This is a genomic window from Streptomyces albiflavescens, assembly GCF_014645835.1.
GTDB classification, from domain to species: domain Bacteria; phylum Actinomycetota; class Actinomycetes; order Streptomycetales; family Streptomycetaceae; genus Streptomyces; species Streptomyces albiflavescens.
This window is the reverse complement of the sequence record NZ_BMMM01000023.1, coordinates 38,810-51,550: the sequence shown is the minus strand read 5'-3', so window position 1 is coordinate 51,550 and position 12,741 is coordinate 38,810. Positions and strand designations below refer to the sequence as shown.

The window sequence follows — 12,741 nt, the reverse complement described above, 5'->3', positions numbered from 1 at the left end:
GCGCCCGGCGCGACCGGGGCCCCACCCGGTCGGAGGACCGGGTGGGGCCCCGTGCCCGGGACCGGGGTGAGCGGGACTCAGAAGTCGAGCCGCTGCCCGGGCACGATCAGATCGGGATCACCGCCGATGACCGCCCGGTTGGCGGCGTAGATCTCCCGCCAGGTGGTCCCGTGCCGTGCGGCGATACCGCTCAGCGTGTCTCCGCTGCGGACGGTGTAGTCGCCTCGGGAGGAGCCGCGGTTGGTGTGGCCCGACGGACGTGCCGGCGCCTTCGACGGCTTCGACTTCGACGGGGCCGACTTGGGTGTTGACTTCGTGACGGCCGACTCTACGGCCGACCCGGTGCCCGAGGACGCCGGCGCGTTGCCGTACGCTCCGGCGCGCGCCGAACAGGTGGGCCACGCGCCCCACCCCTGGGCGCGCTGGACCTTGGTGGCGACGGCGATCTGCGCGGCCTTGGAGGCCTTGTCGGCGGTCGAGGCGTAGGCGGAGCCGCCGTACGCGCGCCAGGTGCCGGCGGAGAACTGGAGTCCTCCGTAGTAGCCGTTGCCGGTGTTGATGTGCCAGTTCCCGCCGCTCTCGCACTTCGCGATGCGGTCCCACACTCCACTGTCGGCCGCTGCGGCGTTGCCGGTCGCGGCGAGCAGTCCGAGCGGGGCGAGCAGTGCCGCCCCGGCGAGGACCGCCGTCGTACGAGTCCTGGTCGTCGTACGCGCCTTATGAGTGTTCTCGGCACATGCGGACATGTATTTCCCTCTCGAAACACCCGGGATCCCCCAAGGCGGGGCACGATTCCCTGCGCATAGGACGCGGTCGTCGCGCTCCGCCCCGTCCGCCGGAGGCTGTGCTGTGAGCTGGCTTGGTGCGGCCGGCGGACGTACCCGAGCGGTGCTCGTTGCACACGGCCGAGAAATCTAGGGAGCTTGGCGCCCCGATATCAACCAACTCCTTGTCATTCGAGGCCAGTTCGCCGTTACCGCGAGTATCGTCGATTTTCGGCCACCCACTTCATTGGGTGATTTCCTGATTTGTCGACCTGTCGTCCTGGTGATCTGTGACCCACTTCACCGCCTCAACTTGCTTGGTAGTCCGAGAAGTTGACTTGGAGTAACCGATTCCGCAGGTCACCTCACCCTGCGCGTCGGATGGTTCGATTCCGTTCGCTCTCGGGCGTGACTCCGGCCACAGATCGCCCGTTGTCATCTGCATGAGCCGGACCCCCCGGCCTCATGGGCCGGGAGCCACCCGGCACCGCCACGCACCGCATCCCGAGGAGCCACCGTGCCGCGCATGCTCGACGTCAGCGACGACGTACGCGCCGAGATCGGCGACGAAGAAGCCGACCGGCTGCTCGCCGGAGAGAACGCCCCCGGCAGTTACGACTGCACGTCCTGCCGCACCCCGGGCGACTCGGAACAGGAGCGCACCAGCACCGTCCTGTTCATCGGCGACGAGACCGCCGTCCTCGCCTTCGCCCACGCCACCTGCCTGCCCTCACAGGTCGTGCAGGTCACCGAGGAGCAGCTGCAGGGCGCCGTCCGCTCGATCAACCCCGACGGCCCGCCCGTCGAGTCCGCGCCCGAGCAGGCCGTGCTCGGTGTCACCAGCGGACTGGTCCTGATCAACGGCGAGTTGCACCCGGCGCTCGTCGTCGAGCCGACCGGCCCCATCGTGCGCCCCGGCTCGACCGACGTCGGCGACGACTTCCTGCCCCTCCTCATCGAGCAGGGCTTCATGCCGGTGACCGAGCTGAACTCGGTGCCGCCGGTGCTGCGCGGCTGGTCCGTACTACTCGCCATGGGCCAGCTGCACGCCGTACTGCAGCCCGGCACCGGCGGCGGCTCGCCCGTCGCCTGGTGGCAGGCGCACCAGGCGCTGCAGGTCGCCGAGAGCTGGCGGGCGGCCGCCAACAAGCACCAGCAGGTGCTCCTGTTCGCCGCCCCGGTCGGCTCGATCGGCCGCCAGCCCCGCGAGGACCTGCTGCGCGACGCGCTGGACAAGGCGGCGGCCAACGGCAAGCTCGTCGCGGCCGCGATGCCGCTCGCGGGGACCTGAGCCGGACCGGACCGGCGGCCGGAGCCCGGAGGGCCCGAAAGTGCGCCGGGCACACTCCGGTTGACCTGCGAAAGCGACGCGGTGGCCGCATCCGTTGGGCGGCGGGGTCGTTGGCACATACGTGCACACCTACGAAGTCCCCCGCCGCCAGCCCTTCCAGGCGAGCCCTCCCTCACCGCTTCGTTCGAACAGGGAGGTACCCGCAGCGCGACCGGCTCAGGATCCTCCGGGCGGCCGTTCGGCCACGCCGATCTACGACGCGCTCTACGCCGAGTGGGTCAGATCCTTCAAAGCCCTGCCCGGCGACCGGCACGGCGAAGAGAACCTGGGCTTCACGGCTTTCGGGAGCCTCCCGCGCGGCATGAGTTCGTACGGGACGTCGAGTGCGCACAACTCCTACAGCTCGTACAGCGCGGGGGCGCACTACGCACGTCTGAATGGAGCGCAGCACGGTCACACCACGACGGCGACCGCCATCTGGCAGACGAGCGGGCGGCAGCACAGCACGGGGATGCACCACATTCCGGCGGCGCTGCCGCCCGCACCCCGCAGGGGGCTCTGACGCACGTACGGGTAAGGGGCGGCTCCTCAAGGAGCCGCCCCTTACCCGTTGTTGCCCTTACCCGTTGTTGCTATGTCACTTCTTCTTGGCGCCGCGCTTCTCGCGCACCCGCACCGAGATGTGGATCGGCGTGCCTTCGAAGCCGAACTGCTCGCGCAGTCGGCGCTCGATGAAGCGCCGGTAGCCGTGCTCGATGAAGCCGGAGGCGAAGAGCACGAAGCGCGGGGGCTTGGTGCCCGCCTGCGTACCGAAGAGGATGCGGGGCTGCTTGCCGCCGCGGATCGGGTGCGGGTGGGCGGCGACGAGCTCGCCGAGGAAGGCGTTCAGCCGACCGGTCGGGACGCGGGTCTCCCAGCCGTCCAGGGCTGCCTCGATCGCCGGGACGAGCTTCTCCATGTGCCGCCCGGTGCGCGCCGAGACGTTGACGCGCGGCGCCCACGCCACCTGGAGGAGCTCGGTCTCGATCTCGCGCTCCAGGTAGTAGCGGCGCTCCTCGTCGAGGGTGTCCCACTTGTTGAAGGCGAGGACGACCGCGCGCCCGGCCTCGACGGCCATCGTCACGATGCGCTGGTCCTGGACGGAGATGGTCTCGGACGCGTCGATCAGGATGACGGCGACCTCGGCCTTCTCGACGGCGGCGGCCGTGCGCAGCGAGGCGTAGTAGTCGGCGCCCTGCTGGAGATGGACGCGCTTGCGGATGCCCGCCGTGTCGACGAACTTCCAGGTGACACCGCCGAGTTCGATCAGCTCGTCGACCGGGTCGCGGGTGGTGCCCGCGAGCTCGTTGACGACCACGCGCTCCTCGTTGGCCACCTTGTTCAGCAGCGACGACTTGCCGACGTTCGGGCGGCCGATGAGGGCGATGCGGCGGGGGCCGCCCACCGCGGCGCCGAAGGTCTGCGCCGGGGCCTCGGGCAGCGCCTCCAGCACGGCGTCCAGCATGTCGCCGGTGCCGCGGCCGTGCAGCGCGGAGACGGGGTGCGGCTCGCCGAGGCCGAGGGACCAGAGGTACGAGGCGTCGGCCTCGCCGCTCGGACCATCGACCTTGTTGGCGCACAGCACGACGGGCTTGCCGGCCTTGCGCAGGAGTCGTACGACCGCCTCGTCGGTGTCGGTGGCGCCGACCTTGGCGTCGACGACGAAGACGACCGCGTCGGCCGCCTCGATCGCGTACTCGGCCTGTGCGGCCACGGACGCGTCGATGCCGAGGACGTCCTGCTCCCAGCCGCCGGTGTCGACGACCTTGAAGCGGCGGCCGGCCCACTCGGCCTCGTAGGTGACACGGTCGCGGGTGACGCCGGGCTTGTCCTCGACGACGGCCTCGCGGCGGCCGATGATCCGGTTCACCAGGGTCGACTTGCCGACATTGGGACGGCCGACGACCGCGAGGACGGGCAGCGGGCCGTGGCCCGCCTCCTCGATGGCGCCCTCGACGTCCTCGATGTCGAAGCCCTCTTCGGCGGCGAGCTCCATGAACTCCGCGTACTCGGCGTCGCCGAGCGCCCCGTGGTCGTGCTCTGCCGAGCCCTCGGGCTGGATGTCGTCGTTCATGAAGTCCGTACCTCGTCGTTCATTCGTGGTGATCGGTGGACCGCCCGCATATCGGGTGATCCACTACTCAAGTGTCGCCTAGTGCCCGGTGGGGCGCCCGGCGTTTTCCCGGCGTCCGGTCAGACGCCTGGCGTGGTCCAGGTGGGCGCTCAACTGCTTCTGGATGCGCGTGGTGGCCTCGTCCAGCGCCTTGCGCGTACGCCGTCCACTGCCGTCGCCCGCCTCGAAGGGGTCGCCGAAGACGACGTCGACCCGGCTGCGCAGCGGGGGCAGCCCCTTTATCAACCGGCTGCTCTTCTCCGAACTTCCCAGCACGGCCACCGGGACGATCGGCGCCCCGCTGCGTACGGCGAAGTACGCGAGCCCGGCGCGCAGCGAGGCGAAGTCGCCCTCGCCGCGGGTGCCCTCCGGGAAGATGCCCAGGACGCCGCCGTTGTCCAGGACGCCCAACGCCTGGGTGATCGCCGTGCGGTCGGTGGTCTCGCGGTCCACCTTCAGCTGGCCGATCCCGAGCAGGAAGGGGTCGAGCGGGCCGATGAACGCTTCCTTCTTGATCAGGAAGTGTGTGGGCCGGGGCGCCACACCCATGACCATCGGGCCGTCGATGTTGTGCGAGTGGTTCACGGCCAGGATCGCCGGGCCGGTCGCGGGGACCTTCCAGGCGCCGAGCACTCGCGGCTTCCACAGCCCGTACATCAGGCCGACGCCGATACGGCGCCCTACCTCGGCGCCCCTCTCGGAGGGTGCGGTCACTTGGCGGCTCGCTTCTCCTCGACGAGGGTGACGACGCACTCGATGACCTGCTGGAGCGTGAGGTCGGAGGTGTCCACCTCGACCGCGTCGTCCGCCTTGGCGAGCGGGGAGGTCTTGCGGTTGGAGTCGGCCGCGTCGCGCTTGAGCAGGGCCTCGCGCGTCTGGTGTATGTCGGAGCCCTTCAGTTCACCGCTGCGGCGGGCGGCACGCGCCTCCGGGGAGGCGGTGAGGAAGACCTTCAGGTCGGCGTCCGGCAGCACGGTGGTGCCGATGTCACGGCCCTCGACGACGATCCCGTGCTCGGCGGACCCGGCGAGCGAGCGCTGAAGCTCGGTGATCCGGGCGCGCACCTCGGGCACCGCGCTGACCGCGCTCACCTTGGAGGTGACCTCCTGCGTACGGATCGGGCCCGCGACGTCGGCCCCGTCAACGGTGATCGTCGGCCCGGTCGGGTCGGTGCCCGAGATGATCTCCGGCTTCTCGGCCGCGGCGGCGATCGCCGACGGGTCCGTGATGTCGATCCCGTTGTTGACCATCCACCAGGTGATCGCGCGGTACTGGGCACCCGTGTCCAGGTAGCTCAGTCCGAGCTGCGCGGCGACGGCCTTCGAGGTGCTCGACTTGCCCGTGCCGGAGGGGCCGTCGATGGCGACAATCACAGCCGGGGCGGTCCGGGCGGCCTTTTCCACGGTGACGGACACCTTCCTGGTACGGGGTGGTGGGTATGTGCGGGACGCGAACGCGCCCCGCACAAGGTTACTGGGTACGCCGAGCCGCCCGGCACGGCGCTGCGTCTCCCGCGTCCCCACCGCCGCGGCGCGGCTCCCGGTACCTACTGCCGCAGCGCCCAGCCCCGCTCCCGCAGCGCCGCGCTCAGCACCGGCACCGCCTTGGGCTCCACCATCAGCTGCACCAGACCGGCCTGCTGCCCGGTCGCGTGCTCGATCCGTACGTCCTCGATGTTGACCCCGGCCATCCCCGCGTCGGCGAAGATACGGGCCAGCTGCCCGGGCTGGTCGTCGATGAGAACGGCCACGACCTCGTACATGCGCGGAGCGGAGCCGTGCTTGCCGGGGACGCGGACCTGCCCCGCGTTGCCGCGACGCAGCACGTCCTCGATGCCGTCGGCACCCTCACGGCGCTTCGAGTCGTCGGAGGACTGGAGGGCACGCAGGGCCCGTACGGTCTCGTCGAGGTCGGAGGAGACGTCCGCGAGGAGGTCGGCGACCGGCCCCGGGTTCGCGGAGAGGATGTCGATCCACATCCGGGGGTCGGAGGCCGCGATACGGGTCACGTCACGAATGCCCTGACCACAGAGCCGTACCGCCGCCTCCTCCGCGTGCTCCAGGCGCGCGGCGACCATGCTGGACACCAGGTGCGGCATGTGCGAGACGAGCGCGACCGCACGGTCGTGGGCGTCCGCGTCCATGACGACGGGTACGGCACGGCAGTGCGAGACCAGCTCCAGAGCGAGGTTGAGGACCTCGGTGTCCGTGTCCCGGGTGGGCGTCAGGACCCAGGGACGGCCCTCGAAGAGATCACCGGTGGCGGCGAGGGGACCCGACTTCTCACGGCCGGACATGGGGTGCGAGCCGATGTACGAGGAGAGGTCGAGGCCGAGCGCCTCCAGCTCGCGGCGCGGGCCGCCCTTGACGCTGGCCACGTCGAGGTAGCCGCGGGCGACCCCGCGCCGCATGGCGTCCGCGAGCGTCGCGGCCACGTGCGCGGGTGGGGCTGCCACGATCGCGAGGTCGACGGGCCCCTCGGGCGCCTCGTCCGTGCCGGCGCCGAGCGCCGCCGCCGTACGGGCCTGCTCCGGGTCGTGGTCGGCGAGGTGCACGATGACGCCGCGCGCTGCCAGCGCGAGCGCCGCCGACGTACCGATCAGCCCGGTTCCGATGACGAGTGCGGTCCTCATTGGGCGATGTCCTTGCGCAGCGCGCCCGCGGCGCCCAGGTAGACGTGCACGATGTCGGCGCGCGACCGGTCGGACGCGATGTGCGCGAGGACCCGCACGACACGGGGCATCGCGCCCTCGATGTCCAGCTCCTGCGCGCAGATCAGCGGTACGTCGACGATGCCGAGCTTGCGCGCCGCGGCCGCCGGGAAGTCGCTGTGCAGATCGGGCGTCGCGGTGAACCAGATGCTGATCAGGTCGTCCGTGGTGAGCTCGTTCCGCTCCAGGATGGCGGTGAGCAGCTCGCTGACCTGCTCGTCCATGTGCCCGGCCTCGTCCCGCTCCAGTTGGACGGCACCCCGGACCGCTCGTACCGCCACGGTGAAACTCCTCGTTGATCTGTCTGCACGTCTTGTCACACCAGCGTAGTCAGCTCGCGACGCGCAGGTGCGCGGCGCCCGCCTGACGAGACGGCCGCCGCGCACGCACCACTCGGCGTCAGACCAGCTGCGCCTTGATGAGGTCCTCCAGGGAGGCGGACGGCATTTCGCCGTTCGGGGTCACCTTGTCGACGACCTTGGGCAGGGTCTCGGCGATCTGCGTCGCGGCCTGGTCCGGAGTGACACCGGCGTGCTCGGCGACCTGCTTGAGGGTGCCGTCGGGCAGCGCCTGCTGGATCTGCGCGCCACAGCCCAGCCTCAGACCCTGTCAATGTCACTCGAATCGCTCTATCTCGCCACTTGTAGTGAGAACACGCCCGTGCGCCTCTGGACGCGCGGGCACGGGTCCGCTCTCATGGCAGGAGACCCGCCTCGGGGGAGGCCCCTATGAAGCGTCCAGGACCACTTCTCACCCTTCTCGCGGGGCTGCTGCTCGGCGTGTTCATGCTGTCGCTCGACGCGACGACGGGGACGAAGGGCACGTCGTACCGGAACGAGTCGCCGGGCGTCTCCGTGTCGCCGAGCTCACCGCCCAGTCCGTCGCCGACGAGGACCACACCGTCACCGACTCCTTCGAAGAGCGCTCCGCCCAACGCCGACTACGCGGGCCGCACCGACGACAACTCCTCCGCGGTCGCCGTCTCCCTGCGCGACGGAAAGGCGATCGCCTACTTCTGCGACGGGCGCGACAAGGAATCGTGGCTGAGGGGCGACGTCAAGGACGACGGCACCATGAAGCTCACCGGCAAGCACGGCGCCGAGCTGAACGGCACGCTCCAGGAGGGCAAGACCATCCGCGGCACCGTCGACCTGGGCGGGCAGCGCTACGGCTTCACCGCCGACAAGGCGGTCAGGCCGTCCGGGCTGTACCGGGCGACGGCCACCGTCAGGGGCGCCAAGCTCGAGGGCGGCTGGATCGTGCTGCCCGGTGGGGGGCAGGTCGGCATCCTCGACCGCGACGGCAAGCCCTCGGCGGCGCCCCGGATCGACCCGGAGACCGGCGCCGTGACGATCGACGGCGAACAGCTCACCGCACGGCCCGTCACCCCCTGACCCAGCCCCCGTCCCCCGTTCCGACCCCCTCCTCCGCAGGGAGCCGATCATGACCGTGGACCCGAACGCCGCCACCCAGGGCTCCCCTTCGCCCCAACCCGCCAACGGCCGCGCGAGCGCCGCCCGCTATCTCGTCCCGGCCCTGGTCGCCGCCGCGGTCGCGGTCGGCCTCGGCGTGTACGGCAAGGTGCACGAGCCGACGGGTATCGCCTTCGATCTCGCCGGCTTCAGCAGCACGGGCGCCGTGAAGTCGTGGCTGGCGACGACGGCGTTCGCTTTCGCCCTCGTCCAGCTCGTCTCGGCGTTCATGATGTACGGGAAGCTGCCGGGGCCGAGCTGGGCGCCGGTGCTGCACCGCTGGTCGGGGCGGATCGCTTTCCTGGTGTCGGTGCCTGTCGCGGTGCACTGTCTGTACGCGTTCGGCTATCAGACGTACGAGCCGCGCGTGCTGTGGCACTCGCTTCTGGGTTGCTTCTTCTTTGGGGCATTTAGTGCAAAAATGCTCTTGCTCCGCTCGGAGCGACTGCCCGGCTGGCTGCTGCCGTTCGTCGGGGGACTCGTCTTCGTCGTCCTCACGGCCGTCTGGCTCACGTCGGCTCTCTGGTTCTTCCGCACATTCGGAGTGAAGACATGACCAACCCCCCTGCGCGGCGCACGGTTCTGGGAACGGGCGCGGCCGCCGTCCTGCTCGCGGGGTGCAGTAAGTACGGCGACAACAACAGCAGCAGTAGCAGCGCCTCTCCGGCGGCGGCCGATGGTGGCGTACTGGCCAAGACGTCCGACATCCCGGTCGGCGGGGGCAAGATCTTCAAGGACAAGAAGGTCGTGGTCACCCAGCCCAAGAAGGACGAGTTCAAGTGCTTCTCGGCCATCTGCACCCATCAGGGCTGCACGGTGAACAAGGTGGCGGACGGCACCATCGACTGCCCCTGCCACGGCAGCAAGTACCGCATCACCGACGCTTCGGTGGTCCATGGGCCCGCCACGCGCCCGCTGCCCGCGAAGAAGATCACGGTGGAGGGAAATTCGATCCGCCTGGCCTGACCGGGCACGTACGCTCCCGGGCATGGATTCCGAGGCTCTGGAGCCAGACCACGAGGCGCTGGTGCGCGACCACACGATCTACTCCTGCGTGATGGGTTCACGCGCTTTCGGTCTGGCCACGGACACCAGCGACACGGACCGCCGGGGCGTGTTCCTCGCCCCGACACCGCTCTTCTGGCGCTTCGACAAGCCACCGACTCATGTCGAGGGCCCGGCCGAGGAGCAGTTCAGCTGGGAGCTGGAGCGCTTCTGCGCCCTCGCGTTGCGCGCCAACCCGAACATCCTGGAGTGCCTGCACTCCCCCCTCGTCGAGTACGCCGACGACACGGGCCGCGAGCTCCTCGCCCTCCGTGAGGCGTTCCTCTCCCGCCGGGCCCATGACACGTTCGCCCGTTACGCGCTGGGCCAGCGCAAGAAGCTGGAAGCCGACGTACGCCGGCACGGCGCGCCCCGCTGGAAGCACGCCATGCACCTCCTGCGCCTCCTCATGAGCTCCCGCGACCTCCTGCGCACCGGCGCCCTGACGATCGACGTCGGCGAACAGCGCGCGCCGCTGCTCGCCGTGAAGCGGGGCGAGGTCTCCTGGCCCGAGGTCGAGACCTGGATGTCCCGCCTGGCGACGGAGGCCGACGAGGCGGCCTCGCGGAGCCCCCTCCCACCCGAGCCGGACCACGCCCGCGTCGAGGACTACCTGATCCGCGTACGCCGCGCCTCAGCGCTCCAGGCCGCCCCGCAAGCCCTCCAGACGGACCCGTACGACGAGCGCGTGCAGGGCGTCGTACACGGTCGGGGCGTCGGGCAGCGCTGAGGCGCCCTGCGCCTCGTCCAGCAGGGTGTGCAGCCGCTCCACGTCGTCCCGCACGCGCGCGTGGTCGACGTCCGCGTCTCCATGCTCCTGCTCCGCCTTCGCGGCGATCAGCTCCGGCAGATACGCGGGAGCCTCGACCTGCCCGATCAGCGTGGGGAGATCGGCCTGCACCTCGCCGCTGCGCATCAGGTGTACGCCGGTGAGCAGCACGCGGAACGTGTAGAGCAGCGGCTTCAGTTCGCCGGTCTTCTCGAACAGCCGCCACTGCGTCGCCGCGAACCCCCGGTAGTGGTGGGCGTGATGGCTGGTGAGAACGCCGGGGGCGAGCGAGACCAGCTCCCGGTGTGCCTCACCGGTGTGCACGACCAGCGGCGAGAGCAGCTGCTCCAGCACATAGCCGTTGCGCCGCAGCATCAGCCGTACGAACTTGCGCAGGTCGTGCGTGACCAGGTCCATCTCGACCCCGTCCCGGTCCCACATCCGGGACCGGGTCTCCTCGGGCTCCCGCAGCCCCACCAGGGCGGCGGTCGGCAGCAGATGGACGCCGCGCAGGTCGACGTCCGAGTCACGCGAGGGGAAGCCGTACAGGTGCGCCCCGGAGACGGTGGCGAACAGCAGCGGGTCGGGCTGTTCGGCCACCACGGCCGCGAGGTCGATGTCCAGGACGTCGTCAGTCATCCCTCAAGCGTCCCAGAGCGCCCCCAGCGACATCAGGTCGCCCTGGTACTCGATGCGGTCGGCCCACTCCGTCGGCCAGGCGTCCGAGCCGTGGTAGGCGCCCGCGAAGGCGCCCGTCAGACAGGCGATGGAGTCGGAGTCGCCGGAGGTGCAGGCGGCGCGACGCAGCGCGGTGACGGGTTCGTCGACGAAGAGCAGGAAGCACAACAGGCCGGTGGCGAGCGCCTCCTCGGCGATCCATCCCCCGCCGGTGGCCAGGCACGGGTCGGTCTCGGGCGAGGCGGTGCGTACGGCGTGCCGGAGGTCGTCCAAGGCGCCCAGGCACTCGTCCCAGCCGCGGGCGATGAACGCCTCCGGTGTGGCGTCCTCGCTGAAGGTCCACAGGTCGCCGAGCCAGCGGGAGTGATAGCGGTGGCGGTTCTCGTACGCGTACGACCGCAGCCGGCCGACCAGGCCCATCGGTTCGGCGCCCTGAGTGAGGAGCCAGATCGCGTGGGCCGTCAGGTCGGCCGCGGCGAGCGCTGTGGGGTGCCCGTGGGTGAGCGCGGCCTGGAACTGCGCGGCGCCCGCGCGCTGTTCGTCGCTGAGCCCGCGTACGAGCCCGACGGGCGCCACACGCATGTTGGCGCCGCAGCCCTTGGAACCGATCTGGCTGGCCTCCTGCCAGCGGCGCTTCTCGTTCTTCAGGAGGTTGCAGGCGACGAGGCAGGTGCGGCCGGGCGCACGGTTGTTGTCGGGCGACTGGTACCAGTTCACGAACTCCTCGCGGACCGGCCGCTCCATCCGCAGCGGGCCGAGCAGGCCGCGGTCCATCGCCGTGCGCAGCCCCCGCGCCAGCGCCAGCGTCATCTGTGTGTCGTCGGTGACCGTCGCCGGCCTGGGCAGCTTCATCTGCCGCCAGGGACCGCACTTGGCGAGGATCGCCGGCACGGAGTTGAATTCGGTCGGGAACCCGAGCGCGTCGCCCAGCGCGAGTCCGATCAGGGAACCGGTGGCGGCGCGCTTCGCGAGCGTCGTGGTGGTCATGAGGGCCGTCCTTCCGAAGTGGGACGCAGCAAGGGTGGGTGCAGGGCTTTGGCACCGCCCGCCCGGTAGAGCGCGGCGGGCTTGCCGCGGCCTCCGGTGAGGCGCGCGGCACCGGGGATCTGTTCGACGAAGCCCGGCGTGGCGAGGACCTTGCGCCGGAAGTTGGGCCGGTCGAGGGCGGTGCCCCACACGGTCTCGTAGACCTGCTGCAGCTCTCCGAGAGTGAACTCGGGCGGGCAGAAGGACGTGGCGAGACAGGTGTACTCGAGCTTGGCACCGACGCGTTCGTGGGCGTCCGCGAGGATCCGGTCGTGGTCGAAGGCGAGCGGACCGAGCGCGTTGTACCGCAGCCACTGGGCCTGCGCCGCGTCACCACCGCCGCGCGGCTCGGGAGGGTCCGGGAGCAGCGCGGCGTACGCGACGGAGACGACCCGCATCCTGGGGTCCCGATCGGGTTCCGTGTAGGTCCGCAGCTGTTCCAGATGGAGTCCGGAGACGTCCGACAGGCCGGTCTCCTCGGCGAGTTCACGCCGGGCCGCGGTCTCCGCGGACTCGTGCGGCAGCACGAAGCCGCCGGGCAGTGCCCAGCGGCCCGCGTACGGCTCCTGGCCCCGCTCGACGAGCAGCGCCTGAAGCACGCCCCCGCGCACCGTCAGGACGGCCAGGTCGACGGTGACGGCGAAGGGCTCGAACGCGTACTTGTCGTAGCCCTCGGGTGCCTTGCCGCCGGGTGCACGGCCTTCCCGTGCGAGCACGCCCACCCACCTCCTATTAATAGTCAGATCGACTAATAGTCATTACGACTATAAAGAGGTGGGCGGGCGTCTACAAGCCCCTGAGCGTGAGGAATTGACGGTTTTTCGAGCCCAGTGCG

16 protein-coding genes are annotated in these 12,741 nt (G+C 70.6%); 6 read left to right on the top strand and 10 right to left on the bottom strand.

Translation table 11 applies throughout. From position 1 onward, the window contains the following. Positions 1 to 77: 77 nt before the first annotated feature. Complete coding sequence (locus IEY95_RS41820; RefSeq protein WP_189191490.1) at positions 78 to 746, bottom strand: LysM peptidoglycan-binding domain-containing protein; 669 nt, start codon at positions 744 to 746, stop codon at positions 78 to 80. A 535-nt stretch (positions 747 to 1,281) separates the two neighbouring features. Here IEY95_RS41820 and IEY95_RS41815 point away from each other — a divergent pair. Both IEY95_RS41815 and IEY95_RS50490 read left to right on the top strand, forming a co-directional pair. After that, positions 1,282 to 2,055, top strand: coding sequence for a DUF8842 C-terminal domain-containing protein (locus IEY95_RS41815; RefSeq protein ID WP_189191489.1), 774 nt, complete (start codon positions 1,282 to 1,284; stop codon positions 2,053 to 2,055). A 361-nt stretch (positions 2,056 to 2,416) separates the two neighbouring features. Beyond that, complete coding sequence (locus IEY95_RS50490; protein WP_308429403.1) at positions 2,417 to 2,617, top strand: hypothetical protein; 201 nt, start codon at positions 2,417 to 2,419, stop codon at positions 2,615 to 2,617. 75 nt (positions 2,618 to 2,692) lie between these two features. On the opposite strand, the gene der is transcribed toward IEY95_RS50490, so the two are convergent. From der to IEY95_RS49735, 6 genes are all read right to left on the bottom strand, one after another. Then, entirely contained in the window at positions 2,693 to 4,168 is a 1,476-nt protein-coding gene (der, locus tag IEY95_RS41805; RefSeq protein ID WP_189191487.1) for a ribosome biogenesis GTPase Der, read from the bottom strand. Positions 4,169 to 4,246: 78 nt separating this feature from the next. After that, positions 4,247 to 4,960 (bottom strand): lysophospholipid acyltransferase family protein, encoded by a 714-nt coding sequence (locus IEY95_RS41800; protein WP_189191486.1) that lies wholly within the window; start codon positions 4,958 to 4,960, stop codon positions 4,247 to 4,249. Further along, the gene (gene cmk / locus IEY95_RS41795; RefSeq protein WP_229703724.1) at positions 4,918 to 5,610 is read right to left on the bottom strand and encodes a (d)CMP kinase; all 693 of its coding nucleotides are present in this window, start codon (positions 5,608 to 5,610) and stop codon (positions 4,918 to 4,920) included. The genes IEY95_RS41800 and cmk overlap by 43 nt, the downstream gene beginning before the upstream one ends. A gap of 143 nt (positions 5,611 to 5,753) precedes the next feature. Then, positions 5,754 to 6,839, bottom strand: a complete 1,086-nt coding sequence (locus tag IEY95_RS41790) for a prephenate dehydrogenase (protein ID WP_189191485.1) — start codon at positions 6,837 to 6,839, stop codon at positions 5,754 to 5,756. After that, positions 6,836 to 7,198 carry a chorismate mutase gene (gene aroH / locus IEY95_RS41785; RefSeq protein ID WP_189191484.1) on the bottom strand — a complete coding sequence of 121 codons (363 nt, stop codon included), beginning with the start codon at positions 7,196 to 7,198 and terminating at the stop codon, positions 6,836 to 6,838. Before aroH ends, IEY95_RS41790 begins: the two co-directional genes overlap by 4 nt. Before the next feature lie 118 nt (positions 7,199 to 7,316). After that, on the bottom strand, positions 7,317 to 7,496 hold the full coding sequence (locus IEY95_RS49735; RefSeq protein WP_268240549.1) for a YidB family protein: 180 nt from the start codon (positions 7,494 to 7,496) through the stop codon (positions 7,317 to 7,319). 149 nt (positions 7,497 to 7,645) lie between these two features. On the opposite strand from IEY95_RS49735, the gene IEY95_RS41780 reads away from it, so the two are divergent. The 4 genes from IEY95_RS41780 to IEY95_RS41765 are packed head-to-tail and all read left to right on the top strand — an operon-like array spanning position 7,646 to position 10,163. Further along, a complete protein-coding gene (locus tag IEY95_RS41780; protein ID WP_189191483.1) occupies positions 7,646 to 8,311 on the top strand; it encodes a hypothetical protein in 666 nt (221 codons plus the stop codon). Between the two features lie 49 nt (positions 8,312 to 8,360). Next, the gene (locus IEY95_RS41775; RefSeq protein WP_189191482.1) at positions 8,361 to 8,945 is read left to right on the top strand and encodes a DUF6529 family protein; all 585 of its coding nucleotides are present in this window, start codon (positions 8,361 to 8,363) and stop codon (positions 8,943 to 8,945) included. Next, positions 8,942 to 9,355, top strand: coding sequence for a Rieske (2Fe-2S) protein (locus IEY95_RS41770; RefSeq protein ID WP_189191481.1), 414 nt, complete (start codon positions 8,942 to 8,944; stop codon positions 9,353 to 9,355). Before IEY95_RS41775 ends, IEY95_RS41770 begins: the two co-directional genes overlap by 4 nt. A gap of 22 nt (positions 9,356 to 9,377) precedes the next feature. After that, positions 9,378 to 10,163 carry a nucleotidyltransferase domain-containing protein gene (locus tag IEY95_RS41765; protein WP_189191480.1) on the top strand — a complete coding sequence of 262 codons (786 nt, stop codon included), beginning with the start codon at positions 9,378 to 9,380 and terminating at the stop codon, positions 10,161 to 10,163. On the opposite strand, the gene IEY95_RS41760 is transcribed toward IEY95_RS41765, so the two are convergent. From IEY95_RS41760 to IEY95_RS41750, 3 genes are read right to left on the bottom strand one after another with little or no spacing between them, the layout of a single operon-like run. Continuing rightward, positions 10,068 to 10,841, bottom strand: coding sequence for a nucleotidyltransferase domain-containing protein (locus IEY95_RS41760; RefSeq protein WP_189191479.1), 774 nt, complete (start codon positions 10,839 to 10,841; stop codon positions 10,068 to 10,070). The genes IEY95_RS41765 and IEY95_RS41760 overlap by 96 nt on opposite strands. 3 nt (positions 10,842 to 10,844) lie before the next feature. Continuing rightward, positions 10,845 to 11,867 carry an ADP-ribosylglycohydrolase family protein gene (locus IEY95_RS41755; RefSeq protein ID WP_189191478.1) on the bottom strand — a complete coding sequence of 341 codons (1,023 nt, stop codon included), beginning with the start codon at positions 11,865 to 11,867 and terminating at the stop codon, positions 10,845 to 10,847. Beyond that, on the bottom strand, positions 11,864 to 12,622 hold the full coding sequence (locus IEY95_RS41750; RefSeq protein WP_189191477.1) for an NUDIX hydrolase: 759 nt from the start codon (positions 12,620 to 12,622) through the stop codon (positions 11,864 to 11,866). The genes IEY95_RS41755 and IEY95_RS41750 overlap by 4 nt, the downstream gene beginning before the upstream one ends. Between the last annotated feature and the right edge of the window lie 119 nt (positions 12,623 to 12,741).

Excerpts from the sequence above, each read along its gene's own strand:
- IEY95_RS41820 (WP_189191490.1), bottom strand. The coding sequence starts at position 746 with ATGTCCGCATGTGCCGAGAACACTCATAAGGCGCGTACGACGACCAGG.
- IEY95_RS50490 (WP_308429403.1), top strand. The coding sequence starts at position 2,417 with ATGAGTTCGTACGGGACGTCGAGTGCGCACAACTCCTACAGCTCGTAC.
- der (WP_189191487.1), bottom strand. The coding sequence starts at position 4,168 with ATGAACGACGACATCCAGCCCGAGGGCTCGGCAGAGCACGACCACGGG.
- IEY95_RS41790 (WP_189191485.1), bottom strand. The coding sequence starts at position 6,839 with ATGAGGACCGCACTCGTCATCGGAACCGGGCTGATCGGTACGTCGGCG.
- IEY95_RS41780 (WP_189191483.1), top strand. The coding sequence starts at position 7,646 with ATGAAGCGTCCAGGACCACTTCTCACCCTTCTCGCGGGGCTGCTGCTC.
- IEY95_RS41775 (WP_189191482.1), top strand. The coding sequence starts at position 8,361 with ATGACCGTGGACCCGAACGCCGCCACCCAGGGCTCCCCTTCGCCCCAA.
- IEY95_RS41770 (WP_189191481.1), top strand. The coding sequence starts at position 8,942 with ATGACCAACCCCCCTGCGCGGCGCACGGTTCTGGGAACGGGCGCGGCC.
- IEY95_RS41765 (WP_189191480.1), top strand. The coding sequence starts at position 9,378 with ATGGATTCCGAGGCTCTGGAGCCAGACCACGAGGCGCTGGTGCGCGAC.
- IEY95_RS41760 (WP_189191479.1), bottom strand. The coding sequence starts at position 10,841 with ATGACTGACGACGTCCTGGACATCGACCTCGCGGCCGTGGTGGCCGAA.
- IEY95_RS41755 (WP_189191478.1), bottom strand. The coding sequence starts at position 11,867 with ATGACCACCACGACGCTCGCGAAGCGCGCCGCCACCGGTTCCCTGATC.